The 21,243-nt window shown below is 69.4% G+C and carries 24 protein-coding genes; 10 read left to right on the forward strand and 14 right to left on the reverse strand.

Going from position 1 to position 21,243, the window contains the following annotated elements; all coding sequences use genetic code 11:
• Positions 1-96: 96 nt before the first annotated feature.
• Both AQI70_RS04240 and AQI70_RS04245 read left to right on the forward strand, forming a co-directional pair.
• Entirely contained in the window at positions 97-936 is an 840-nt protein-coding gene (locus AQI70_RS04240; RefSeq protein ID WP_159042607.1) for a hypothetical protein, read from the forward strand.
• The gene (locus AQI70_RS04245) at positions 936-1,820 is read left to right on the forward strand and encodes a hypothetical protein (RefSeq protein WP_244181440.1); all 885 of its coding nucleotides are present in this window, start codon (positions 936-938) and stop codon (positions 1,818-1,820) included. The genes AQI70_RS04240 and AQI70_RS04245 overlap by 1 nt, the downstream gene beginning before the upstream one ends.
• A gap of 3 nt (positions 1,821-1,823) precedes the next feature.
• Here the strand turns inward: AQI70_RS04245 and AQI70_RS04250 are convergent, their stop codons facing one another.
• Positions 1,824-2,414, reverse strand: coding sequence for a TetR/AcrR family transcriptional regulator (locus AQI70_RS04250; RefSeq protein ID WP_062144272.1), 591 nt, complete (start codon positions 2,412-2,414; stop codon positions 1,824-1,826).
• Between the two features lie 25 nt (positions 2,415-2,439).
• The gene (locus AQI70_RS04255) at positions 2,440-3,450 is read right to left on the reverse strand and encodes an aldo/keto reductase (RefSeq protein WP_062145068.1); all 1,011 of its coding nucleotides are present in this window, start codon (positions 3,448-3,450) and stop codon (positions 2,440-2,442) included.
• A 184-nt stretch (positions 3,451-3,634) separates the two neighbouring features.
• On the opposite strand from AQI70_RS04255, the gene AQI70_RS04260 reads away from it, so the two are divergent.
• Entirely contained in the window at positions 3,635-4,687 is a 1,053-nt protein-coding gene (locus tag AQI70_RS04260; protein WP_062144275.1) for a chitinase, read from the forward strand.
• Between the two features lie 13 nt (positions 4,688-4,700).
• Here AQI70_RS04260 and AQI70_RS04265 read toward each other — a convergent pair whose 3' ends face one another.
• Positions 4,701-5,312, reverse strand: a complete 612-nt coding sequence (locus AQI70_RS04265) for a LysE family translocator (RefSeq protein WP_062144278.1) — start codon at positions 5,310-5,312, stop codon at positions 4,701-4,703.
• Between the two features lie 184 nt (positions 5,313-5,496).
• Between AQI70_RS04265 and AQI70_RS04270 the strand changes: the two genes are divergently transcribed.
• Complete coding sequence (locus tag AQI70_RS04270) at positions 5,497-6,618, forward strand: endonuclease/exonuclease/phosphatase family protein (protein ID WP_062144281.1); 1,122 nt, start codon at positions 5,497-5,499, stop codon at positions 6,616-6,618.
• 114 nt (positions 6,619-6,732) lie between these two features.
• On the opposite strand, the gene AQI70_RS04275 is transcribed toward AQI70_RS04270, so the two are convergent.
• Positions 6,733-8,115: a glycine--tRNA ligase gene (locus AQI70_RS04275; protein WP_004001437.1), complete on the reverse strand. Its 1,383-nt coding sequence runs from the start codon at positions 8,113-8,115 to the stop codon at positions 6,733-6,735.
• Between the two features lie 149 nt (positions 8,116-8,264).
• Between AQI70_RS04275 and AQI70_RS04280 the strand changes: the two genes are divergently transcribed.
• The 4 genes from AQI70_RS04280 to AQI70_RS04295 are packed head-to-tail and all read left to right on the forward strand — an operon-like array spanning position 8,265 to position 11,421.
• Positions 8,265-9,260, forward strand: a complete 996-nt coding sequence (locus AQI70_RS04280; protein ID WP_062144285.1) for a zinc ABC transporter substrate-binding protein — start codon at positions 8,265-8,267, stop codon at positions 9,258-9,260.
• Between the two features lie 20 nt (positions 9,261-9,280).
• The gene (locus AQI70_RS04285; protein ID WP_062145069.1) at positions 9,281-10,048 is read left to right on the forward strand and encodes a metal ABC transporter ATP-binding protein; all 768 of its coding nucleotides are present in this window, start codon (positions 9,281-9,283) and stop codon (positions 10,046-10,048) included.
• Positions 10,048-10,950: a metal ABC transporter permease gene (locus AQI70_RS04290; RefSeq protein ID WP_062144289.1), complete on the forward strand. Its 903-nt coding sequence runs from the start codon at positions 10,048-10,050 to the stop codon at positions 10,948-10,950. Before AQI70_RS04285 ends, AQI70_RS04290 begins: the two co-directional genes overlap by 1 nt.
• A 60-nt stretch (positions 10,951-11,010) precedes the next feature.
• Positions 11,011-11,421 (forward strand): Fur family transcriptional regulator, encoded by a 411-nt coding sequence (locus tag AQI70_RS04295; RefSeq protein WP_062144292.1) that lies wholly within the window; start codon positions 11,011-11,013, stop codon positions 11,419-11,421.
• Positions 11,422-11,579: 158 nt separating this feature from the next.
• Here AQI70_RS04295 and AQI70_RS04300 read toward each other — a convergent pair whose 3' ends face one another.
• The 5 genes from AQI70_RS04300 to AQI70_RS37010 form a co-directional block, all read right to left on the reverse strand.
• Positions 11,580-12,116, reverse strand: a complete 537-nt coding sequence (locus AQI70_RS04300) for a hypothetical protein (RefSeq protein ID WP_062144294.1) — start codon at positions 12,114-12,116, stop codon at positions 11,580-11,582.
• Positions 12,117-12,175: 59 nt separating this feature from the next.
• The gene (locus AQI70_RS04305; RefSeq protein WP_062144297.1) at positions 12,176-13,009 is read right to left on the reverse strand and encodes an isoprenyl transferase; all 834 of its coding nucleotides are present in this window, start codon (positions 13,007-13,009) and stop codon (positions 12,176-12,178) included.
• A 16-nt stretch (positions 13,010-13,025) separates the two neighbouring features.
• On the reverse strand, positions 13,026-13,772 hold the full coding sequence (gene recO / locus AQI70_RS04310; RefSeq protein WP_004001430.1) for a DNA repair protein RecO: 747 nt from the start codon (positions 13,770-13,772) through the stop codon (positions 13,026-13,028).
• A 126-nt stretch (positions 13,773-13,898) separates the two neighbouring features.
• Positions 13,899-14,114, reverse strand: a complete 216-nt coding sequence (locus AQI70_RS37005; protein ID WP_004001422.1) for a hypothetical protein — start codon at positions 14,112-14,114, stop codon at positions 13,899-13,901.
• Complete coding sequence (locus AQI70_RS37010) at positions 14,111-14,317, reverse strand: hypothetical protein (protein WP_078504263.1); 207 nt, start codon at positions 14,315-14,317, stop codon at positions 14,111-14,113. The genes AQI70_RS37005 and AQI70_RS37010 overlap by 4 nt, the downstream gene beginning before the upstream one ends.
• Before the next feature lie 125 nt (positions 14,318-14,442).
• Between AQI70_RS37010 and AQI70_RS04315 the strand changes: the two genes are divergently transcribed.
• Positions 14,443-15,276, forward strand: coding sequence for a helix-turn-helix domain-containing protein (locus AQI70_RS04315; RefSeq protein ID WP_062145072.1), 834 nt, complete (start codon positions 14,443-14,445; stop codon positions 15,274-15,276).
• On the forward strand, positions 15,258-15,530 hold the full coding sequence (locus tag AQI70_RS04320; RefSeq protein WP_062144300.1) for a DUF397 domain-containing protein: 273 nt from the start codon (positions 15,258-15,260) through the stop codon (positions 15,528-15,530). The genes AQI70_RS04315 and AQI70_RS04320 overlap by 19 nt, the downstream gene beginning before the upstream one ends.
• Here the strand turns inward: AQI70_RS04320 and AQI70_RS04325 are convergent.
• The 5 genes from AQI70_RS04325 to AQI70_RS04345 form a co-directional block, all read right to left on the reverse strand.
• Positions 15,514-16,389 (reverse strand): DUF6879 family protein, encoded by an 876-nt coding sequence (locus AQI70_RS04325; protein ID WP_244181441.1) that lies wholly within the window; start codon positions 16,387-16,389, stop codon positions 15,514-15,516. The two genes, AQI70_RS04320 and AQI70_RS04325, sit on opposite strands and share 17 nt — an antisense overlap.
• Positions 16,390-16,492: 103 nt before the next feature.
• Positions 16,493-17,464 (reverse strand): SCO2521 family protein, encoded by a 972-nt coding sequence (locus tag AQI70_RS04330; protein WP_062144308.1) that lies wholly within the window; start codon positions 17,462-17,464, stop codon positions 16,493-16,495.
• Position 17,465: 1 nt separating this feature from the next.
• Positions 17,466-18,449, reverse strand: a complete 984-nt coding sequence (locus tag AQI70_RS04335) for an SCO2522 family protein (RefSeq protein WP_062144311.1) — start codon at positions 18,447-18,449, stop codon at positions 17,466-17,468.
• A complete protein-coding gene (locus AQI70_RS04340) occupies positions 18,446-19,363 on the reverse strand; it encodes an SCO2523 family variant P-loop protein (RefSeq protein ID WP_004001416.1) in 918 nt (305 codons plus the stop codon). The genes AQI70_RS04335 and AQI70_RS04340 overlap by 4 nt, the downstream gene beginning before the upstream one ends.
• Positions 19,364-19,367: 4 nt before the next feature.
• Complete coding sequence (locus AQI70_RS04345; RefSeq protein WP_062144314.1) at positions 19,368-21,215, reverse strand: SCO2524 family protein; 1,848 nt, start codon at positions 21,213-21,215, stop codon at positions 19,368-19,370.
• Between the last annotated feature and the right edge of the window lie 28 nt (positions 21,216-21,243).

Raw genomic sequence — 21,243 nt, forward strand, 5'->3', positions numbered from 1 at the left:
TCCAGGGCCGACGACTGGCTGTCCTTCGCCCGGTGTTCGTACCGCCGTGGAGTAACCCAGGAGGAAAGTACTGAAACGCGCCCTTATCGTCCGAATATGCCCCCTTCACGTACCCGCCTCGGTGTGATGGCCACGATCCTCGGTCTGGTCGCGGTGCTCGGGGTCGTGTGGCTGGTCAGGTCCGCGACCACCGGGGGCGACCAGGCGGGGGACGGGGACACGCGGACGACCGGTACCGCGGCGACTTCAGGTGCCACGGACGGAGCGACGACGGGATCCGGGGAGACGTCGGGGAGCGCGACCGGGGACGGGGGCCGTACGCCGGGCGATGGCAGGACGCCGGGCGATGGCAGGACGCCCGGAGGGGGTGAGCGGTCGATTCATGTGAACGGTCCACGCCTCGACGGCTCCGACGACGGCAACGGCTGTGTGCGGTTCATGAACACCTACGGCACTGTCGCACAGATCCAGAGCGTGTCCTTCACCGTGACCCACGGACCGGAAAAGCCGGCGCTCAGCTCCAACAACGCGGCGCACTGCCCCAAGACCGTCTCCTGCGACGGCGCCCGGCTGGTCCAGGACGGGGAGTGCGAGGCGGGCACGGTCTTCCCGACGGACGTCCAGCAGGGGGACTACACGATCAAGGCGGAGGCCACCTTCAGCTTCCTCTGCGACAACGCCACGACCGACCCCTGCAAGTACGCCCTGCAGGCGGGCGGTCCGCCACCGACGCCCGAGAACCCCGTGCGGATCAGCGCCAACTCCTCCGTCGAGGCCAACATCTTCGTCGAGGGCACCAAGACCACCACCACACCTACGACCGACACCCCCGACCCCGACAACCCGCCCCAGCCCGACGACCCCGACGATCCGCCCCAGCCCGACAACCCGCCGGACCCCGAAACCACAACCACCTCCGCCGCTCCGGAGGAGTGATGACGGCCGAGCCCCCTGGCCAGCCCGTCTCCGCCCGGGTCCGGCGCATCGCGGAGGCACTAGGTCCGACGACGCTGGCGACCGCGCTGCTGATCTACTTCGGCTACGTCGCCACGCGCGCGCGATACGACTACTTCGGCGTCCACGTGGACATGACCGGCCGGTCCAACCAGGGCCTGATGCTGGACGGCATGGAAGTCGTCTTCGTGCCGGCGGCGATGATCTTCCTCGGCGTTCTGGCGCTCGCCGCCATCCACGTCCTCGTCAGCTGGGTGTTGTCCCGCGACGCGGGGGACAACACGTCCGCCGCCGCCTTCCTCGCGTACGGCTTCGCGCTCGTCGGCCTCCTCCTGATCGGCGAGGCGCTCATCGGCATGTTCGTCCACAGCTCCGAGACGAGCGTGAGATTCGGCATCGTGCCCCTGGCCCTGGCCTTCGGCCCGGCGGCGGTCGCGTACGGGGTCTGGATCTACGGCCGCCAGCGCGGACGCCCACTGCTGTCGCAGCACATGGCCAGGAACGCGGTGATGTGCGTGCTCGCGCTGGCCGTGGCCGGGCTGTTCTGGGCGTCGACGCAGCTGGCGTGGGCGTACGGCAGGGGCCGGGGCGAGGAGGACGTGACCGCCCTCCAGCGCCGCCCCGAGGTCGTCGTCGACACCAAGGAACCGCTGGAGGGACTGCCGACGGGCGTGACCGCGACCCCTCTCGGGAAGCCCGGGGAGAGCGGGCGGGTGTACCGCCACCGCTACCGGGGCTTCAGGCTGCTGCTGGCGTCCGGCGGACGGCTGTTCCTGGTCACCCCGCAGTGGCAACTCGGCCGGGACCAGACCATCGTCCTGCCGTACGCGGACGACATCCGGGTGCAGCTCGTGCCGCAGCGCTGAGAGCTACTGCCGCAGGCCCCGCACCAGCAGATCCACCACGGCCTCGAACTCCTCCTGCACACCCGGCTGTTCCCACGCCCGGGCGTAACCCGGGTCGTGGAAGCGCCCCGTGGCCTGGAACAGGGCGCGGGCCGTCGCTTCCGGGGACGCGGCATGGAAGGCGCCGGCGTCGACGCCCGCGCGGACGATCAGGGTCAGCTGGCCGGTCAGGTCGGCGATATGGGCGCCCACCACGTCGCCGTTCTCGTCGGTCAGCACCGTGTAGGTGGCGAACAGCTCGGGGTCGTCGCCCGCCTTGTGCCGCTTGGCGTCGAACAGGGCCGTGAACCAGTCGCGCAGCCGGGTCTCCGGGTCCCGGTCCTCGGCGGCGACGATCCCGGACAGCGCCTCGGACGTCCGGTCCAGCCACCTCTTCGTGACCGCCTCCCGCAGCGCCGCCTTCGTGCGGAAGTGCCGGTAGACACTGCCATGGCTGACGCCGAGCGCGCGGGCCACGTCCACCACGGTGGCCTTGGCCGGGCCGTGGCGGCGCAGCACCTCCTCGGTCGCTTCGAGGATGCGCTCGGCGGTCAGGGTCTCGGAGGTCGGTGACATGCCTAGACGGTACCTGGCACGGTGTTCATCGTTCGCTGTCGAGCATGGCCATCTGCTCCGCCGCATACCGCTCGCCGGCCACCGCGTCCGCCGGTACGGCGTCCTCGATGGCGGCGAGGTCGGCCGCGTCCAGGGTCACGTCCAGCGCGCCCAGCGCCTCGCCGAGCCGCTCACGGGTGCGCGCGCCGACCAGCGGCACGATGTCCTCACCCCGCGAGAGCACCCAGGCGATGGCGATCTGAGCGACGGTGACGTCCTTCTGTTCGGCGATCTTGCGCAGGGACTCGACCAGCGTGAGGTTGTGCTGGAGGTTCTCGCCCTGGAAGCGGGGCGAGTGGGCCCGGAAGTCGTTCGTGGCGAACTGCCGGCTGCCCGTGAGGTGGCCGGAGATCAGCCCCCGTGACAGTACGCCGTACGCGGTGACGGCGATGCCCAGCTCACGGAGGGTGGGCAGGATCTCCCGCTCGGGGCCGCGGGAGATGAGCGAGTACTCGATCTGCAGGTCGGCGATCGGAGCGGTGGCGGCGGCCCGGCGGATGGTGTCGGCGCCGACCTCGCTGAGCCCGATGTGCCGGACCCAGCCCTTCTCGACCAGTTCGGCGATCGCACCGACGGTCTCCTCGATCGGCACGTCCGGGTCGAGCCGGGAGGGGCGGTAGACGTCGATGTGGTCGACGCCGAGGCGCTGGAGGGAGTACGCGGCGAAGTTCTTCACGGCGGCCGGGCGGCCGTCGAAGCCGGACCAGCCGCCGTCCGGGTCGCGCAGGGCGCCGAACTTCACGCTGAGCAGCGCGTTCTCGCGCAGGGCGGCGGGGGCGGTGCGCAGCGCCCGGCCGATCAGCAGTTCGTTGTGGCCCATGCCGTAGAAGTCGCCGGTGTCGAGCAGGGTCACCCCGGCTTCCAGGGCCGCGTGGATGGTGGCGATCGACTCGGCGGCGTCCGACTCACCGTACATGCCGGACATACCCATGCAGCCGAGGCCCAGAGCGGAGACGTGGGGGCCGGTGGTTCCGAGAGTGCGTGTGTGCATCGTCATGGCATCCACCATGACATGACAGCTGACAGATTTCAATATCTGTCAGCTGTCATTTGTCAGACGGACCCCCGCATCGAGGCGCTGAAGCGAGCACAGCAATTGGTCCAGACCTATTGACTAAAGGTCTGGACCGCGCAACTGTCATGCCTACGACACCTCACCGACCCCCACCGGGAGGCCCCGCATGATCCGCAGGAGACTGCGCCTGCTCGCCGCCGCCCTCGCGGCCGTCTGCCTCGCCCCGCTGTCGATCGCCCTCGCCCCCACCGCCTCCGCCGCCGACACCTGCGCCGTGAAGTCCCGGCCCGCCGGCAAGGTGCTCCAGGGCTACTGGGAGAACTGGGACGGCGCGGCCAACGGCGTCCACCCGCCCTTCGGCTGGACCCCGATCACCGACTCCCGCATCGGCGCGCACGGCTACAACGTGATCAACGCGGCGTTCCCGGTCATCCGCTCCGACGGCACCGCGCTGTGGGAGGACGGCATGGACACGGGCGTGAAGGTGGCCACGCCCGCGGAGATGTGCGCGGCGAAGGCGGCGGGCCGGACGATCCTGCTCTCCATCGGCGGCGCGACGGCCGGCATCGACCTCAGCTCGACGGCCGTGGCGGACCGGTTCGTCGCGACGATCGTCCCGATCCTGAAGAAGTACAACTTCGACGGCATCGACATAGACATCGAGACGGGCCTGGTCGGCAGCGGCAACATCGGCCGGCTGTCCACGTCCCAGGCCAACCTGGTCCGCATCATCGACGGCGTACTGGCGCAGATGCCCTCGAACTTCGGCCTCACCATGGCCCCGGAGACGGCGTACGTCACCGGCGGCAGCGTCGTCTACGGCTCGATCTGGGGCGCCTACCTGCCGATCATCAAGAAGTACGCCGACAACGGCCGCCTGTGGTGGCTCAACATGCAGTACTACAACGGCAGCATGTACGGCTGCTCCGGCGACTCCTACTCCGCCGGCACCGTCGAGGGCTTCGTCGCCCAGACCGACTGCCTCAACAAGGGCCTGGTCGTGCAGGGCACCACGATCAAGGTGCCGTACGACAAGCAGGTGCCGGGCCTGCCCGCGCAGCCGGGCGCGGGCGGCGGCCATATGTCACCGCCCCTCGTCGCCCAGGCCTGGCGGCACTACGGCACCGCACTCAAGGGCCTGATGACCTGGTCGATCAACTGGGACGGCTCGAAGAACTGGACGTTCGGCGACAACCTCAAGGCCCTGCAGGGCCGTTGAGACCGCTCACCCGCTAACGGGCGGTGAACGCCAGCTTCGCTCCCAGCGCCACGAACGACCCCGCGAAACTCCGCCGCAGCCATGTCATCACCCTCGGCCGGGAGGTGACGTGGCTGCGCACGGACGCGGCCAGGATGCCGTACGCCGCGAAGACCACGAACGTCGCCAGCATGAACACCCCGCTCAGGGCCAGCATGCGTGGCAGCGCGTGTGGCTCGCCCGGGCTCACGAACTGCGGCAGGAAAGCGAAGAAGAAGATCGTCAGCTTGGGGTTGAGGAGGTTGATCAGCACGCCCTGGACGATGACCCGCCCCGCGGACAGGGGCGCGCTCTCCTGCTCGACGGTGATCGCCTCCCGGTCCTTCAGCGTCGCCCACGCCATGTAGAGGAGGTAGGCGACACCGGCGTACTTGAGGATCTGGAACGCGGCGGCACTGGCGTTCAGCAGCGCGGCCACGCCGGTGATGGTGGCCAGCATGTGCGGCACGATCCCGAGCGTGCAGGCGAAGGCCGCGACGACGCTCGCGCGCCGGCCGCGGGACAGTCCGGCGGCCAGTGTGTAGACGACGCCCGTGCCGGGGGTGGCGACCACGACGAGGGTGGTGAGGAGGAAGGCGATGCTCATGCCCGTCACCCTGGCGCCACCGCGCCCTCGGCCACAGGGCCAATCGGCCACCGGGCAAGGGGACCAATCACCGCTCCGTTCGACACGGGTGCGCGGCGCCCCGAGAATCGAAGTGTCGGCGAGCAGCCCCCGGTGGCGCCTGCCCCGGCCGCGGACGCCCCTGCGCCACCGCAGAGGAGGCGCCATGACCATCCGTATCGCCACCTTCAACACGGAGAACCTCTTCCGCCGCCCCAAAGCCCTCGTTCTCCCGGACGTCGAGCGGCGCCGCCGGATCCTGGCCGACTTCGCCGAGCTGGTGTCCCTGCTCGACCTGACGACCTATCAGAGGGACGAGAAGCTCCGGATCGCCGAGCTCATCGCCAAGCACGAGGCCTACCGGACGGACCCCGAGGACCCTCCGCCGATCTTCATCAACCAGACCCGCGGGGGCGGCGCCAGGCTCTTCCAGACGTCCGGGCGGCCGGGGTCGGCCGACTTCGAGGTGCGGATCCTCGCCAACGGCCGCAAGAACTGGGCCGGTTGGGCGGAACTCGTGCGGGAGGACCTCGACGGGGACGCCGTACGCAACACCGGCAAGGTGGTCGTCGAGGTCGACGCCGCCATCCTGCTCGCGGTCGAGGTCGAGGACCGCCTCACCCTCCAGCGCTTCAACGAGCAGATCGTGGGCGGCTCGGCCGGCGGGAAGCCGTATCCCTACAGCATGCTGATCGACGGCAACGACATCCGTGGCATCGACATCGGCGTCCTGAGCCGCTACCCGATCAGGTCCGTACGGCCGCACATCTTCGACCCCCACCCCGACGGATCCGGGAATCCGCTGTTCAGCCGCGACTGCCCCGAGTTCGAGATCGAGATCGACGCCGGCAAGAACCCCCTGTGGCTCCTGGGCAACCACCTCAAGAGCAAGAGCAACGACAACCCAAAGCTGCGGGAGGCCCAGGCCGAGCGGGTCGCGGCGATCTACGAGGCCGCCCTGGAACGCTCCCCGCACGTGGTGGTCGCCGGAGACCTCAACGACTCCCCCGGCAGCAAACCCATCGACGCTCTCCTGGCCACCGGCCTGCAGGACGTGATGAGCCACCCCGGTTACAAGGGGCTGCCCGGCACTTTCGGGGAGTGCGACTCGCCGCGGCAGAAGATCGACTATCTGATGCTGTCCCCGCAGTTGTGGAGCAAGGTGCAGCACGTGGGCCTGGAGACCCGCGGAATCCGCGCCGACGGCATCAAGTCCTTCAACAGCGTGACGTCGAAGACCAACGCGGCCTCCGACCACGCGGCCCTCTACGCCGACCTGGACCTGTGAAACGCAGATTCCCCGCAACCCCCTCAGGGGCGCGGGGAACTGCACGACCAGCCACAGAGAACCCGCACTCGGCCGACCACACGAGCCAGGCAGACGCCGACCCGGCACAACCGCCTAGCAGCCGATGAGACGCCCGGCCAGGTAACCCTCGATCTGGTCCAGCGACACGCGCTCCTGCTTCATGGAGTCCCGCTCACGCACGGTCACCGCGTTGTCGTCCAGCGTGTCGAAGTCCACCGTCACGCAGTACGGCGTACCGATCTCGTCCTGGCGGCGGTAGCGGCGCCCGATCGCACCGGCGTCGTCGAACTCGATGTTCCAGTGCTGGCGCAGCGCCTGCGCGAGCCCCTTGGCCTTCGGGGACAGCTCCGGGTTGCGGGACAGCGGGAGCACCGCGACCTTCACCGGGGCGAGGCGGTGGTCCAGGCGCAGCACGGTGCGCTTCTCCATCTTGCCCTTGGCGTTGGGCGCCTCGTCCTCGACGTAGGCGTCGAGGAGGAAGGCCAGCATGGTGCGGCCGACACCGGCCGCGGGCTCGATGACGTACGGGGTCCAGCGCTCGCCGGCCTCCTGGTCGAAGTACGACAGGTCCTGGCCCGAAGCCTTCGAGTGGGCGCCCAGGTCGTAGTCGGTGCGGTTGGCGACACCCTCCAGCTCGCCCCACTCGCTGCCGCCGAACTGGAAGCGGTACTCGATGTCAGCGGTGCGCTTGGAGTAGTGGGAGAGCTTCTCCTGCGGGTGCTCGTACCACCGCATGTTCTCCTCGCGCAGGCCGAGACCGGTGTACCAGTTCCAGCGCTGCTCCATCCAGTACTCCTGCCACTTCTCGTCCTCGCCCGGCTTGACGAAGAACTCCATCTCCATCTGCTCGAACTCGCGGGTGCGGAAGATGAAGTTGCCGGGAGTGATCTCGTTGCGGAAGGACTTGCCCATCTGCGCGATGCCGAACGGCGGCTTGCGGCGCGAGGTGGTCTGCACCTGGGCGAAGTTGGTGAAGATGCCCTGCGCGGTCTCCGGACGCAGGTACGCGATCGATCCGCTGTCCTGCGTCGGGCCGAGGTGGGTGGAGAGCAGACCCGAGAACTGCTTGGGCTCGGTGAACTGGCCCTTGGTGCCGCAGTTGGGGCAGTTGATGTCCGCCAGGCCGTTCTCCGGGGCGCGGCCCTTCTTCTCCTCGTACGCCTCCTCCAGGTGGTCGGCCCGGAAGCGCTTGTGGCAGGAGGTGCACTCGGTCAGCGGGTCCGTGAAGGTGGCGACGTGACCGGAGGCGACCCACACCTCGGGGGCCAGGATGACGGACGAGTCGATACCGACGACGTCCTCGCGCGACGTCACCATGTAGCGCCACCACTGGCGCTTGATGTTCTCCTTGAACTCGACACCCAGCGGCCCGTAGTCCCAGGCGGCACGCTGGCCGCCGTAGATCTCACTGCAGGGGAATACGAAGCCACGGCGCTTGCTCAGGCTGACGATGGTGTCGATCTTGTCGGCGGCCACGGTGCTCTCTTCATTACGACGACGGGCGACGAAGCGAGGCGCTTCACAGCGAATGCTTCAGGGTACCGGCGGGGGCTCCCCCTCAACCAAATCGGTGCACCTGATCGCTTTGTTGACAATGGTTTCCATCTTTGCTGAAAATGAGTGTCATGAACGTACGACGACAGCACATATCCGGGATCGCCGTCGCGGCCGCCGCCACCCTCGGTCTCGGGACCCTCTCCGCCTGCTCCTCCGACAGCGCGGCCGCGGGCAACACGGAGAAGTTCGACGTCGTCGCGTCGTTCTATCCGATGCAGTTCCTCGCCGAGCAGATCGGCGGCGACCATGTGAAGGTCGCCACCCTGACCGAGCCCGGCCAGGAGCCGCACGACCTGGAGGTCAGCGCCCAGCAGCGGGCGCAGATCGAGGAGTCCGACGCGGCGCTCTACCTCAAGGGCCTGCAGCCGGCCGTCGACGAGGCCGTCACGCAGTCCGGCGTCAAGACCAAGATCGACGCCGCCACGCTCACCAAGCTGGAGGACCACGGCAGCCTTGAGGACAGCCACGAGCACGGGGGCGAGGAGGCGCACGCCGAGGAGGGCCACGCCGCGGAGGAGGGGCACTCCGAAGAGGAGGAGCACGCCCTCGACCCGCACGTCTGGCTCGACCCGGTGAAGTACGCCGAGGTCGCCAAGGGCGTCGGCGCGGCCTTCGAGAAGGCCGACCCGGACCACGCCGCCGACTACAAGAAGAACACCGACGCGCTGGTCAAGAAGCTCAACGGCCTCAACACCGAGTTCGAGGACGGCCTGCGGAACACCAAGAGCAAGGTCTTCTTCACCAACCACGCCGCCTTCGGCTACCTCGCCGAGCGCTACGGCCTGACCCAGGAGGCCATCTCCGGCCTCGACCCGGAGAGCGAGCCCAGCCCGGCCCGGATCAAGGAGCTCCAGCAGGAGGCCAAGGCCGACGGCGTCACCACCGTCTTCTACGAGACACTGGTGTCCGACAAGACCGCGAAGACCCTCGCCGACGACGCTGGCCTGAAGACGGACGTCCTCGACCCGCTTGAGGGCATCACCGACAAGTCCAAGGGCGACGACTACTTCGAGGTCATGGAGGCCAACCTCACGGCCCTGAAGACGGCCCTGGGAGCCAAGTGACCAACCCTATGGAGGGCGGCATGACCGAGCCCGTCATTTCCCTGCGCGGCATACGCGCCGAGCTGGGCTCGCGCCCCGTCCTGAGGGGCATCGACCTCACCGTGCACCGCGGTGAGGTCGTCGCGCTGCTCGGCGCCAACGGCTCGGGCAAGTCGACCGCCGTGCGCAGCGTCATCGGCCAGGTGCCGGTCAGCTCCGGCGAGATCGAGCTGTTCGGCACGGACCGGCGCCGGTTCCGGGACTGGCACCGCGTGGGCTACGTCCCGCAGCGCACGACGGCCGCGGGCGGTGTGCCCGCCACGGTCGGCGAGGTCGTCTCCTCGGGCCGGCTGTCCCGCACCCGCTTCGGCCTCTTCCGCAAGGCCGACCACGAGGCCGTACGACGTGCTCTCGACCTGGTCGGCATGGCGGACCGGGCGAAGGACTCGGTGGGCGCCCTGTCCGGCGGCCAGCACCAGCGGGTGCTCATCGCCCGCGCGCTGGCTCCCGAGCCGGATCTGCTGATCATGGACGAGCCGATGGCGGGCGTGGACCTGGCCAGCCAGGAGGTGCTCGCACAGACGCTCAGGGAGCAGGTCTCCCAGGGCTCGACCGTCCTGCTCGTCCTGCATGAACTGGGCCCTCTGGAGCCCTTGATCGACCGGGCGGTCGTCCTGCGCGACGGCTGTGTGGTGCACGACGGCCCGCCCCCGAAGGCGGTCGGCCAGCACGCCCTGCCCGGCCACGACCATGTACACCCGCACGCGGCCCACGACGCCGAGCCGATCCGAACAGGGCTGCTGAGCTGATGGACTTCCTGAACTACGACTTCATGCAGCGGGCGCTGCTGGCCGCGGTGCTGGTCGGCATCACGGCCCCGGCCGTCGGCATCTACCTCGTCCAGCGCCGCCAGGCCCTGATGGGCGACGGAATCGGCCATGTCGCGATGACCGGCGTCGGCCTCGGCTTCCTCCTCTCCTGGTCGCCGGTGTGGATGGCGACGCTGGTCTCCGTCCTCGGCGCGGTCCTGATGGAGCTGATCCGCTGGTACGGCAGGACCCGCGGCGACATCGCCCTCGCGATGCTCTTCTACGGCGGTATGGCCGGCGGCGTGATGTTCATCAACCTCGCGCCGACCGGGTCGAACGCCAACCTGACCTCGTACCTCTTCGGCTCCCTGTCGACGGTGAGCGAGTCGGACGTGACGGCGATCGTCCTGCTCGCCGCCTTCGTGGTGCTGGTCACCCTCGGCCTGCGCCGCCAGCTGTTCGCGGTGAGCCAGGACGAGGAGTTCGCGAGGGTCACCGGCCTTCCGGTCCGCGCCCTGAACCTGCTGACGGCGATCACGGCGGCGGTGACGGTGACGGTCGCCATGCGCGTGGTCGGCCTGCTGCTGGTCAGCGCGCTGATGGTGGTGCCGGTGGCGGCGGCTCAGCAGCTCAGCCGCAGCTTCGCGGCGACGTTCGCGATCGCCGTCGGGATCGGCGTCACGGTGACCATCGGCGGCACGGTGACCTCGTACTACCAGGACGTTCCGCCCGGCGCGACGATCGTGCTGCTGACCATCGGCGCGTTCATCGCGCTGACCGCCCTGGCGGCCCCGCTGGCCCGGCGCAGGGCCCGCGCCCTGGCCGCGGCGCACCCCACGGGAGACCCCGCGGAGTGTGCGATTCCGGCCAGCCGGGAGACCGGGGGCAAGGTCGGCGTCTGACCGCGCACAGTCCGGGCTGGCACAATGGCCCGGCAAGGCGCAGACGTTTGGAGGCAACCGGTGACGACCGCTGGACCGCCCGTTAAGGGCCGAGCCACCCGGCAGCGGGCCGCCGTGGCGGCGGCGCTCGACGAGGTCGACGAGTTCCGCAGCGCGCAGGAACTCCACGACATGCTCAAGCACAAGGGCGACTCGGTCGGGCTGACGACGGTCTACCGCACCCTCCAGTCCCTCGCCGAGGCGGGCGAGGTCGACGTGCTGCGCACCTCCGACGGCGAGTCCGTCTACCGCCGCTGCTCGACCGGCGAACACCACCACCACCTCGTCTGCCGCGTCTGCGGCAAGGCGGTCGAGGTCGAGGGACCCGCGGTGGAGAAGTGGGCGGACGCCATCGCGGCCGAGCACGGGTACGTCAACGTGGCGCACACGGTGGAGATCTTCGGCACGTGCGCGGAGTGCGCCGCGGGCTGAGCCGACTTCGGTGCGGGTGAGTGAGGGTGCGCGCCCCTGGGGGCTGCGCCCCCAGACCCCGCTTCTGCCCTGAAGGGGCCTTGTCCTCAAACGCCGGACGGGCTGAAATGCCCGGCCCGGCGTTGAGCGGTGACCGCCGGGCTGACCAGCCCGGAACGTCACACGCGCCGCAGATGGCCGTCGAGCAGGGCGCGCAGTCGGTCGATGTCCGCCGGGTCGGCCGCCCCTCGCTTGACGAGCACCATCGCGCACCGCCCGGCCCGGTCAGGGCTGCGCAGGATGAAGACGCGGTCGGACTCGGCGTAGCTGCCGTAGTTGGCCCAGGCGGTACGCATGTCGGCATGGGCGCCGCGGAGCCGTACTCCGTCAGCGTCCACCGTCACCCGGATCAGCCCCTGGTGCTGGTTGGCCTTCAGGGACGCGCGGGCGAAGAGATGCGGTGCGAAGGACATCAGCACTGCCCACAGCACGACGATCACCCCGACAACGGGGTTCTCGCCGTCGCTCACCTTCAGTGCCAGGAGGGCCACACCCAGGAGCCCGAAAGCGACGAGAAAGGCCGGGCGGTAGACGAGACCGGACACCCCCCGCTTGCGCACGAGCGTCCTGAAGCCGTCCGCCATGTCCGCATGCTGGTACTCGAACTCCAGCGCGACCTGCTCCGCTCGCGGCTCCACAGCCTGTTCCTCGATCACGGCCCCTCCCCTGCTCCTTCGGTGCGAGCCGTGATCGTAGCGGCAGGCTCTGACAGGGCCTACTCCTGCCTGCCCTCCATCGCCAGCAGCTCCTCGTTCGGGATGGCCCCGCCGAACCGCCGGTCGCGCGAGGCGAACTCCACGCAGGCCCGCCACAGGTCGCGCCGGTCGAAGTCCGGCCACAGCACGTCCTGGAAGACCATCTCGGCGTAAGCGCTCTGCCAGAGCAGGTAGTTGGAGGTGCGCTGCTCGCCGCTCGGGCGCAGGAACAGGTCGACGTCCGGCATGTCCGGGTAGTACATGTACTTGGCGAAGGTCTTCTCGTTGACCTTGGACGGGTCGAGCCGCCCGGACCTCACGTCCTGCGCGAGGGCCTTCGCGGCGTCCGCGATCTCGGCCCGCCCGCCGTAGTTCATGCAGAAGTACAGCGTCAGCCGGTCATTGCCCTTGGTCTGCTCCTGCGCGATCTGCAGCTCCTTGGCGACGGACTTCCACAGCTTGGGCATCCGGCCGACCCACCGCACCCGTACCCCCAGCTCGTCGAGCTGGTCACGGGTCTTGCGGATGAAGTCACGGTTGAAGTTCATCAGGAAGCGCACCTCGTCCGGCGACCGCTTCCAGTTCTCGGTGGAGAAGGCGTACAGGGAGATCGCGCCCACGCCCATCTCGATCGCGCCCTGCAGGACGTCCAGCACCCGCTCGGCGCCGACCTTGTGCCCCTCGGTGCGCGGCAGCCCCCGCTCCTTCGCCCAGCGGCCGTTCCCGTCCATGACGATCGCCACATGGTTGGGGACCAGCTCACCGGGGAGCTTCGGTGGGCGGGCACCGGACGGGTGCGGCTCCGGCGTCCTGTACTCGCGGCGCCGGCGGCCCAGCATCCCACTCACGACCATGTGCTTCTCGTCTCCCTTACTTTTCCACGTACCGAAGTGAGCGCAGCCCGCGCTCCAGGTGCCAGTGCAGGTAGGCGGACACCAGCCCGCTCCCCTCCCGGACGTACCGCGCCTCGCAGGCGTCCGCGGTCTCCCAGTCTCCCGTAAGCAGCGCGGCGAGCAGTTCCAGGGTCTGCGGCGACGGTACGACGCTGCCGGGCACCCGGCAGTCGACGCAGACCGAGCCCCCGGAGGCCACCGAGAAGAAGCGGTTCGGTCCCGGCATGCCGCACTTCGCGCAGTCGCTGAAGCTCGGGGCATAGCCGTTGACGGCGAGGGAGCGGAGCAGGAACGCGTCGAGGACGAGATGCGGCGCGTGCTCGCCGCGGGAGAGCGTCCGGAGGGCGCCCACGAGGAGCAGGTACTGCTGGACCGCGGGCTCCCCCTCGTGGTCGGTGAACCGCTCGGCGGTCTCCAGCATGGCCGTCCCGGCGGTGTACCGCGCGTAGTCGGTGACGATCCCGCCGCCGTACGGCGCGATGGTCTCGCTCTGCGTGCACAGCGGCAGCCCGCGCCCGACCAGCTCACTCCCCCGCGCGAAGAACTGCACGTCGACATGGGAGAAGGGTTCGAGCCGGGCGCCGAACTTCGACTTGGTCCGCCGCACCCCCCGGGCCACGGCCCGCACCCGCCCATGCCCACGAGTGAGCAGCGTGATGATCCGGTCCGCCTCACCCAGCTTCTGGGTGCGCAGCACGATGCCGTCGTCGCGGAACAGACTCATGGCTTCATTGTCGCGTACGCCCGGAGCCGGCGGGCTCAGTCGGGGTGGCCGACCAGTCGCTCACACGAGGTGATCTGTCACCGGTCGGCCCACCAGCGCACTGCGTGACACCGGCCACACGCTACGTCAAGGAACCTCACCCCTGCTGCGTGCGTTCGCGTACGCCGTCGCCGCGCGCAGCCGCTCGGCAGGGGTGGCCCTGCGTACGGCCGCCGGCTCGGCGTCCCACTCCTTGCCGCCCCCGTACGGTCTCAGTTGTACATACGGCCCCTCATGTCCCATCACGATGCCGATTCTCCCCGTGCGGGTGTCCACGACGTACGACCCGATCGGCGGCTTCATCGCAGCACCGCCGCCAGGCGCTGCGCGGTCGCTACGGAACAGCGACCCAATTCGACGAGCGGGCAAGGGGCTTCGCGCGCAAGACTCGCCGGGTCGATCCGGAGTGTCGGGAGCGTAATTCCTGCCTTCTCCAGCACCGCCCGCAATTCCTTCACTGCTTCCTCCGCTTCTTCGACGCAGAGCGCCGAGTGTCGTGCCGTCACGTTGCTCCCCTCCCTTTTGGGTTTCACTCTTTTCATCTCCATCCTGACCTGCGACGCCTACACTCGGCAGGAGTCTGTGCCCCAAAAGGGCGCTACAAGTGCGGGGCAGCGCAAGGGGGTTGGTCATGGCCAATGGTTCACGGCAGGCGGCCTGGGAGTTCTTCGGCACGGAGCTCAAACGACGCCGGGAGGACGCGGGGATCAGCCAGGTGGAACTGGGGTCCCGGGTGTTCGTCTCCGGCGGGTATATCGGCCAGTTCGAGCAGGCAATTCGAAAGCCTCAGCTGGATATCGCCCAGAGGATTGATGAGGTGCTACAAACCGACGGTATTTTCGAGCGGTTGTGGCAGAAGCTCATCAGGGATCAGCGGTACGCGGATTACTTCGCGGCGGTCGTGGAGCTGGAGCGGCTGGCGACGAGGATCTGCGAGTTCGCGCCCACGGTGGTGCCGGGTCTGTTGCAGACAGCCGCGTACGCGCGGGCGGTCACCATCGCGGCGAACCCGTTCGTCACCGACGAGTACGTCGAGGAGAAGGTTACGGCCCGCCTGGAACGAGCGCACATCCTCAAGGACGCTACAAGGCCGGAGTATTGGGTGGCCCTGCACGAGAACGTGCTGCGCATCCCTGTGGGTGGCCCGGAGACGATGGCTGAGCAACTGGAGCACATCGCGAGGCTGATGCGCGAGCGCACGGTGTGGGTGACGGTGATCCCGTACGCGGCTGGGGCGCACGCGTCGATGACCGGGGACCTGCGGCTCATGGACTTCGACGACGCACCGCCGGTCGCCTATACAGAGACGTCGTTTTCGGGGACGCTGATTGACGATCCGGCTGTGGTGAAGCGGGCACAGCGCGCATACGATCTGCTCAGGGTCGCCGCGCTGTCGCCGAAGGCGTCCCTGGCCCTGATCGAGTCGGCGGCTGAGGATTACAGACGATGCCCGAGTACGACCTGAGCAACGCCAGCTGGTTCAAGAGCAGCTACAGCAACGGCGAGGGCGGCAACTGCGTCGAGGTCGCGTACGACTTCCCAGGCGCCGCCCGCTGGCGTAAGAGCACCTACAGCGACGGTAACGGCGGCAACTGCGTCGAGGTAGCCGACGGAGTCCCCGGCGCAGTCCCCGTCCGAGACTCCAAGCTCGCCTCGGACAGCCCCGTCCTCGTCTTCCCCGCTCACGCGTGGAGCGGTTTCGTCAGCTCTCTGAAGTAAGGACGCTCGGCACCGCTTCCGGCTCCCGCGCCTCCGCCCACAGTTCGTTGAACTGGTTGACGCGGTCCTCGACGTGCTCGGGCTCGCACCTCAGCCAGGTGCCGTCCGGGTTGGACTCCTGGTCCGGCGCGGTCTCGTAGCACAGCTCGCCGTCGAAGACGATGAAGTCGTCCACCTTGCGGCTCGACGTCATCTGCGACCGCACCGCGATCCGGGCGTCGATGCCGCGCCTGCGGTGCCGCTCGCAGAGGTCTCTGAGGCTGGCGGTGACGTCGTGCGGTTCCTTCACGAGGAACAGCCGCCGTATCTCCACGCCCCGCCGCTTGATCGCCTTCTCCTGCGCGTCGAGATACCGCTCCGCGGGCCCGCTGTACCAGAAGTCCCGGTCCACGGACGTGCTGGTGGCGTCGAGGGTCATCTTGACGCAGTCGGTGATGTTGATCAGCCACTCGTGGTTCTCGCCCGCGCGGTCCTCGCTGCCCTTGGCGAGGCCCTCCATCAGCTTGGCGAGGTCGGCCAGCTCCTTCTCGGCGAAGGCCTGCACGATGTCGCTGCCCTGTTCACGGACCTTGGTGTAGCCGAGGACCAGCCGGGTCACCTCTTCGGAGCGGAGCACCGAGCCGTCCACCTGGCTGAACAGCTCCGTCGCGGCGAGGATCTCGTTGAAGCGCCGGTCGACCTTCTCGAACCGCTCCGCGAAGTCCAGCAGGTACTGCACGATCAGCGCCGCGCTGCCGATGACGATGGACGCCACCCACTGCCAGATGTTCCCGTCGTCCTGGTTCAGGATGCTGGTCAGCAGAAAGGCGCCGCCCGCCGCCCCGGCGGTGATCAGGATCCGCCAGAACATCTTGGGCATGCGCTGTCCCTGGTGCGGGACCGCCTGCCCGTTGCTTCCCGTTCCTAATGCCGCTCCACTCATGTCTCATCCCCCGTCGGGTTTCTGGTTCGGGTGCCGCCCCTCAGCGCGTGCTGAGCGCCTGGTTCGGCATCGCTACGGCCTGGAGGGCCAGTCGGTCCCTGATGCGCCGGCTCAGGTTCTCCCATTGGCGGGAGAACCCCGGTTTCTGTTCCAGTACGTCCCACAGGTGACCCAGCGCCGGGTCCACGTGCGCGCGCGGCATCCACAGATGCAGCAGATGTACGACGACCGGGTGCAGTGCCTCGACCACCGAGGGTCCGTCTATGGCACCGATCCGGCTGTTGTCCAGCATGTGCTGAACGGTCGTCAAAAGCCAGTCGTGCAGGGCGAGATCCTCGCACAGACCGGCCGCGGCGGCGACCGGTACGTCCTGCGGCAGCCGCAGTTCCATGGTCCGCAGTCCGCCCTCGGTGAGCGTGAAGTTCGCCAGGGACGCCCGCTCGCCTGCCGGGATGCGACGTGCGACCCAACGCAGCCGGGTGGGGCTCGACTTGAAGGGGACCCGGCGATCGAGGAGGGCGTGGCGGCGGAGTTGGGCCAGCAGGCTCTCGGCGATCATCCCCAGGTCGAGTTCCCCGCGCTCGGCCCCGCGCAACGCGCCCTCGGCGGCGGCCTGTTGGGGCAGCTTGCCGAAGGGCTCGACCAGGCCCGGCCGTACGAGGTACTGCCCCCAGGGGCGCCGCAGGTCCGGGCCGGCCGCCGGGACGCTGAAGTAGGCGGTCGACTGGAGCAGGCGGCCCTCGGTCAGCGCCGCGCGGGAGACGACCGTACCGACGCCCCGGACCTTGGTGCCGTTGGAGGTGGGCAGCCGGCAGTCCACGCCGGTCAGGGTCTCGGGGGAGAGGGCGTACATGGTGGGCCGCTCGGAGACCCGGACGTGTTCGTCGGCGCGCAGCCTGAGCAGCTGGGTGGCGGCCCGGCCGTCCAGCGCCGGGAGGGACGGCAGCAGACAGGTGCGCACCTCGCCGCAGGCGAGGACCGAACGCGTGGGCTGTCCGTGGGCCGCCGTCATCTCAGGCCCCCTCGGCCTCAAAGGAGTCGCCGGGCTCCTCGTAGAAGACGTAGGTGGCGCGCTGGGCGACCGCCGCCGGTACCGCCATGCCCTCGCGGGCCGACCGCTCGGCGACCTGCCGCAGCGCCCCGGCGTCGACGTCTGTCTGGTCGAGGATGAGCCGGACGGCGTCCTCGACGGCCAGGAACCGGTTCGGCATCAGGGTGCAGGTGCGGTACGCGCTGAAGGGGGCCGCCGCCGATCCGGTGAGCCTGGTCAGCGGTGGCAGCCGGTCCCAGTCCTGCGGGAAGTCCCCGCCGTTCCAGTCCGCCGGCACCAGCACGGGCTCGCCCAGGTGCCGTAACAGCCCCAGCCGGGCCAGCTGCCATACGGCGGCCAGGAACGGGCAGGACCACAGCCGCCGTCCGTCCTTCTCCGACCACAGCTCAACGTCCATGAAGACCGAGTGGTTGCGGGCCGCGGTCTCCCGGGGCGGCTCCCAGCCCTTGACCTGGCCCAGGGCGCTGCGGGACGCCGTGGGTGTGCGCTGGCCGTTGGCGAGCCAGCCGGTCTGGCTGACGGACGGGCGGGAGCCGTAGCTGCCGGGGGGAGGCGACTCGACGAGCCGGTGCATGACCGATTCCGCGAGCTCGACGCGGTCGGCGACCGCGCAGGCCGACTCGCGGGCCAGGTAGTCGATGACCAGACCGGCCTTCTCGGCCTCCTTCAGCACCATCGGGATCAGCTCGGCCGGGGTGGAGAAGCGGCTGAAGTAGTCGTCGATCAGGAAGCAGGTGCTGATACGCGGGCGCTTGCCGCGGCGGGCGACGGAGGCGCGGGCGGCGTCCACCCAGATCCGCACCTCGGCGAAGTGCTCGCGCAGCCGCCCCGGCCCGGCCTCGAAGTCCTCCATGTAGAGGTGGCCCAGCTCCAGGGAGAGGTGGGCGAGCGGCACGGACTGGGTGCGGGGCTCCGCGGTGGTCTCCTGGAACACGGCTTCGCTCACGCCTGCTCCCAGTACTTGTCGTCGGTGAGCCGTCCGGCGAGCCGGCTCAGCGCCTGCCAGGTCTCCTGGTTGGCGATCTGGCTGTCGAGCACGTCCTCGTCGGTGATGAGCTGCTCACGCCACTGCAGGACCGGCTCCAGGGGCACCGAACCGAGGACCTGGCTGTAGCCGATGCCGTGGGTTGAGGCGAGCTGCTTGAGGTCGCCGTCGGTCTTGCGCATCCACGCCGACTGGGTGGGCGAGACCTGGGACCACAGCGGCGACTCGGGATCGGGCACGGCGGCCCGTACGAAGCGGATGGCGCCCCGCAGCGCCTCCTCGTCATGGCCGCGGTCGACGCCGCCGGCGACGATGCCGCGCTTGCCGAAGACCAGGCTCGCGGCGGCCGCCACATGCTGGCGGGTCCAGCGGTGGAAGACCAGCCAGCGGGCGGTGACCTCGCTCATCTCGGGCTGTGCGGTGGCCTCCAGGACCATGTCGACGGCGTAGGAGCGGCCGGCGCTGAGGTCGACGACGACCAGGTCGAACTCGTAGTAGAGCGTCATCAGCAGGTCGACGCACCGGCGCAGATTGTCGTCGCTGGTGGCGAACTCGCCGCCGCTGACATCGCCGGGCATCAGCACCAGCCGGCCGCAGCCGGGCGGCGGGAAGCGCAGCACCTGGTGCTCGGTGTCGGCCCAGACGTCGATCCTGGCCGGTTCGCTGACCTCCCCTATGAGGTAGGCGTGCAGGCCGCGGTCCTCGGTGGCCTGCCGGGCGTCGGCCACGTCGAAGACGGCCGCCGCGGTGGGTGAGCCGAAGTCGAAGTCCAGGTAGCAGACGTCGTCCCCGGCCAGCGCCCGGTGGTAGGCGAGGTTGGCACTGGTGACGGAGCGGCCCGTGCCTCCCTTGTCGGAGGCGGCGAAGATCAGCACGGTGTCACACTCCCCGGTCCGCGGCTTCGCGGGCCCGGGCGAGCGCGTCGAGCTGTCCCAGCACGTCGAGCGTCAACGCGTAGGCCGTACCCGGCTGTTCGTCCACGAGGCTGCGGGCGCGGCGCAACTTGACCTCGATGTTTCTGAGTTGCATCCCGTGCCGGCCGGCGTCGGTGGGCGCGGGTTCCATCTGTTCGTTGCCCAGCAGATGGGCGGACTCGCTGAGCAACGCCCTTGCCAGCTCGGTGAGTTCGAGGCTGCGGATCGGCGGCTGCCGGTACATCGCGTAGGCCTGGACCATGACCTCGGTGACGCGCTCGGTGATGCTCCAGGACACCGGCACCCGGCGCCGGTGGATCTCCGCCTCGGGGTAGGCGTGGTGGACGCTGTCCCACAGGCCGACGCCCTCGCCGTCCCGGATGCGGCGGCGCCACATGTGGTCGAAGACGTCCTCGGCGAGTCTGAGCAGCCGGTCGTGCGAGGCGAGGTTGCGCGAGAGCGTGCACAGCTGGACGGTCCGCTTCAGCAGCTGGGCCGAGAAGTCGGTCATGGACCACGTCATCTGCGGGCCGAGCCGCTCACTGCCCTGCAGCGGCAGGCTGACGCCCACGTTGTGCAGTTCGTGGACCATGGGGTCGTCGCGGGTCATCCGGCTGGTGATGCGGCCGCGTTCGGCGAGGCGTTCCATGATGCCGACGGTGCGGGTCAGGTCGTCGTCGGTGGCGCGGCGCCGCATCAGGTCGTGGACGAGGATGGCTGCGACGGAGAGGGAGAAGTACTCCGACTCCAGCTTCTGCACCGTCGTACGCCAGGGAATGTCCTCCAGGGGCCAGCGGTCGGCGTCGAAGCGGGCGATGCCGGACCAGAACTGCTGGGTCAGCTCCCACCGCAGCCTGAGCGCCTCGGCCAGCTTCTGCTGTTCGGGGTTGAGCAGGCCCAGGGTGAGGGTGCGGTCGGAGAACAGGTCCTGGATACCGTCGAGGGCGACCACGGTGAAGTACAGATACGGCACCGGGCTGGCGATGCCCTCGGGCTGCGGCCCGACGGCTTCGCCGGTCTCGATCTCGGGGGCGTCCTTCACCATGCTCCACGCCCAGCCGCATTCGAAGAGCTGGTTCTCGTCCTTGAGCCCTTCCTCGACGTCGATGCCGAGGGTCACGCTCTCGACGATCGCGGCGCGCAGTGCGCGGAAGCGGTTCTGGAACTTGTTGAGCACCTGCCGCTGCGACAGCCGTCCCTGGCCGAGGAGCTGGCAGAGGGTCTCGCCCTGGGAGGAGTCGATGTCGTAGACGTTGACGGTGAAGGAGCGCAGCAGGCTCACCATGGCGGCGGTGAGCCGGTTGCTGGTGGCCGAGCGCAGTTCGGCGATCGTCTCTCTGACGTCGCTGCGCCTGGTCCTGGTCTCGTAGATCTTGAGGAAGCCGAGCGTGGCCAGGCAGAGGGTGATCGACATGGAAAAGGAGTCGACCACGCCGACCCGGCGCTGTTCCTCGGTGAGTTCCTCGGTCTTGTCCCGGGCACCGAAGTAGTAACCCCCGGCGAACGTGGGCCTCTTGTCCTCGGTGTGCGTCCGCATGAACTCGGCCAGGGCCGTGACGAGGTTGGCCGGGATGTCCAGCCGCCCGCCGGCCTTCTTCAGGACCTGCTGGACGTCCTCCTGTGTGGTGTCCGGGTCGTCCAGCCGGAAGGCGGGGATCTCCGTGGCCGGGTACAGCAGGCAGAGCAGCCGCTCCGCGTCGGCGACGCTGCTGGCTCCACCCCACTCCCCCCACTGCCACTCTCCCCCGTCGAAAGAGTGGCGGCCGATCGCCTGCCAGATGTCCAGCAGATGCTGGCGTGGCTTGATCTGCATCCCATGCCCCTCACACAGGCCGCCCTGC

The sequence above is a fragment of the Streptomyces curacoi genome (genome assembly GCF_001513975.1).
Lineage (GTDB): Bacteria > Actinomycetota > Actinomycetes > Streptomycetales > Streptomycetaceae > Streptomyces > Streptomyces curacoi.

Coding starts and splice junctions, on each gene's coding strand:
- AQI70_RS04255 (WP_062145068.1), bottom strand. CDS start 3,450: ATGACGATGCACACACGCACTCTCGGAACCACCGGCCCCCACGTCTCC.
- AQI70_RS04260 (WP_062144275.1), top strand. CDS start 3,635: ATGATCCGCAGGAGACTGCGCCTGCTCGCCGCCGCCCTCGCGGCCGTC.
- AQI70_RS04265 (WP_062144278.1), bottom strand. CDS start 5,312: ATGAGCATCGCCTTCCTCCTCACCACCCTCGTCGTGGTCGCCACCCCC.
- AQI70_RS04305 (WP_062144297.1), bottom strand. CDS start 13,009: ATGGTCGTGAGTGGGATGCTGGGCCGCCGGCGCCGCGAGTACAGGACG.
- AQI70_RS04325 (WP_244181441.1), bottom strand. CDS start 16,389: ATGCCCAAGATGTTCTGGCGGATCCTGATCACCGCCGGGGCGGCGGGC.
- AQI70_RS04240 (WP_159042607.1), top strand. CDS start 97: ATGCCCCCTTCACGTACCCGCCTCGGTGTGATGGCCACGATCCTCGGT.
- AQI70_RS04345 (WP_062144314.1), bottom strand. CDS start 21,215: ATGCAGATCAAGCCACGCCAGCATCTGCTGGACATCTGGCAGGCGATC.
- AQI70_RS37005 (WP_004001422.1), bottom strand. CDS start 14,114: ATGAAGCCGCCGATCGGGTCGTACGTCGTGGACACCCGCACGGGGAGA.
- AQI70_RS04270 (WP_062144281.1), top strand. CDS start 5,497: ATGACCATCCGTATCGCCACCTTCAACACGGAGAACCTCTTCCGCCGC.
- recO (WP_004001430.1), bottom strand. CDS start 13,772: ATGAGTCTGTTCCGCGACGACGGCATCGTGCTGCGCACCCAGAAGCTG.
- AQI70_RS04285 (WP_062145069.1), top strand. CDS start 9,281: ATGACCGAGCCCGTCATTTCCCTGCGCGGCATACGCGCCGAGCTGGGC.
- AQI70_RS04330 (WP_062144308.1), bottom strand. CDS start 17,464: ATGACGGCGGCCCACGGACAGCCCACGCGTTCGGTCCTCGCCTGCGGC.
- AQI70_RS04245 (WP_244181440.1), top strand. CDS start 936: ATGACGGCCGAGCCCCCTGGCCAGCCCGTCTCCGCCCGGGTCCGGCGC.
- AQI70_RS04315 (WP_062145072.1), top strand. CDS start 14,443: ATGGCCAATGGTTCACGGCAGGCGGCCTGGGAGTTCTTCGGCACGGAG.
- AQI70_RS04290 (WP_062144289.1), top strand. CDS start 10,048: ATGGACTTCCTGAACTACGACTTCATGCAGCGGGCGCTGCTGGCCGCG.
- AQI70_RS04320 (WP_062144300.1), top strand. CDS start 15,258: ATGCCCGAGTACGACCTGAGCAACGCCAGCTGGTTCAAGAGCAGCTAC.
- AQI70_RS04250 (WP_062144272.1), bottom strand. CDS start 2,414: ATGTCACCGACCTCCGAGACCCTGACCGCCGAGCGCATCCTCGAAGCG.
- AQI70_RS04280 (WP_062144285.1), top strand. CDS start 8,265: ATGAACGTACGACGACAGCACATATCCGGGATCGCCGTCGCGGCCGCC.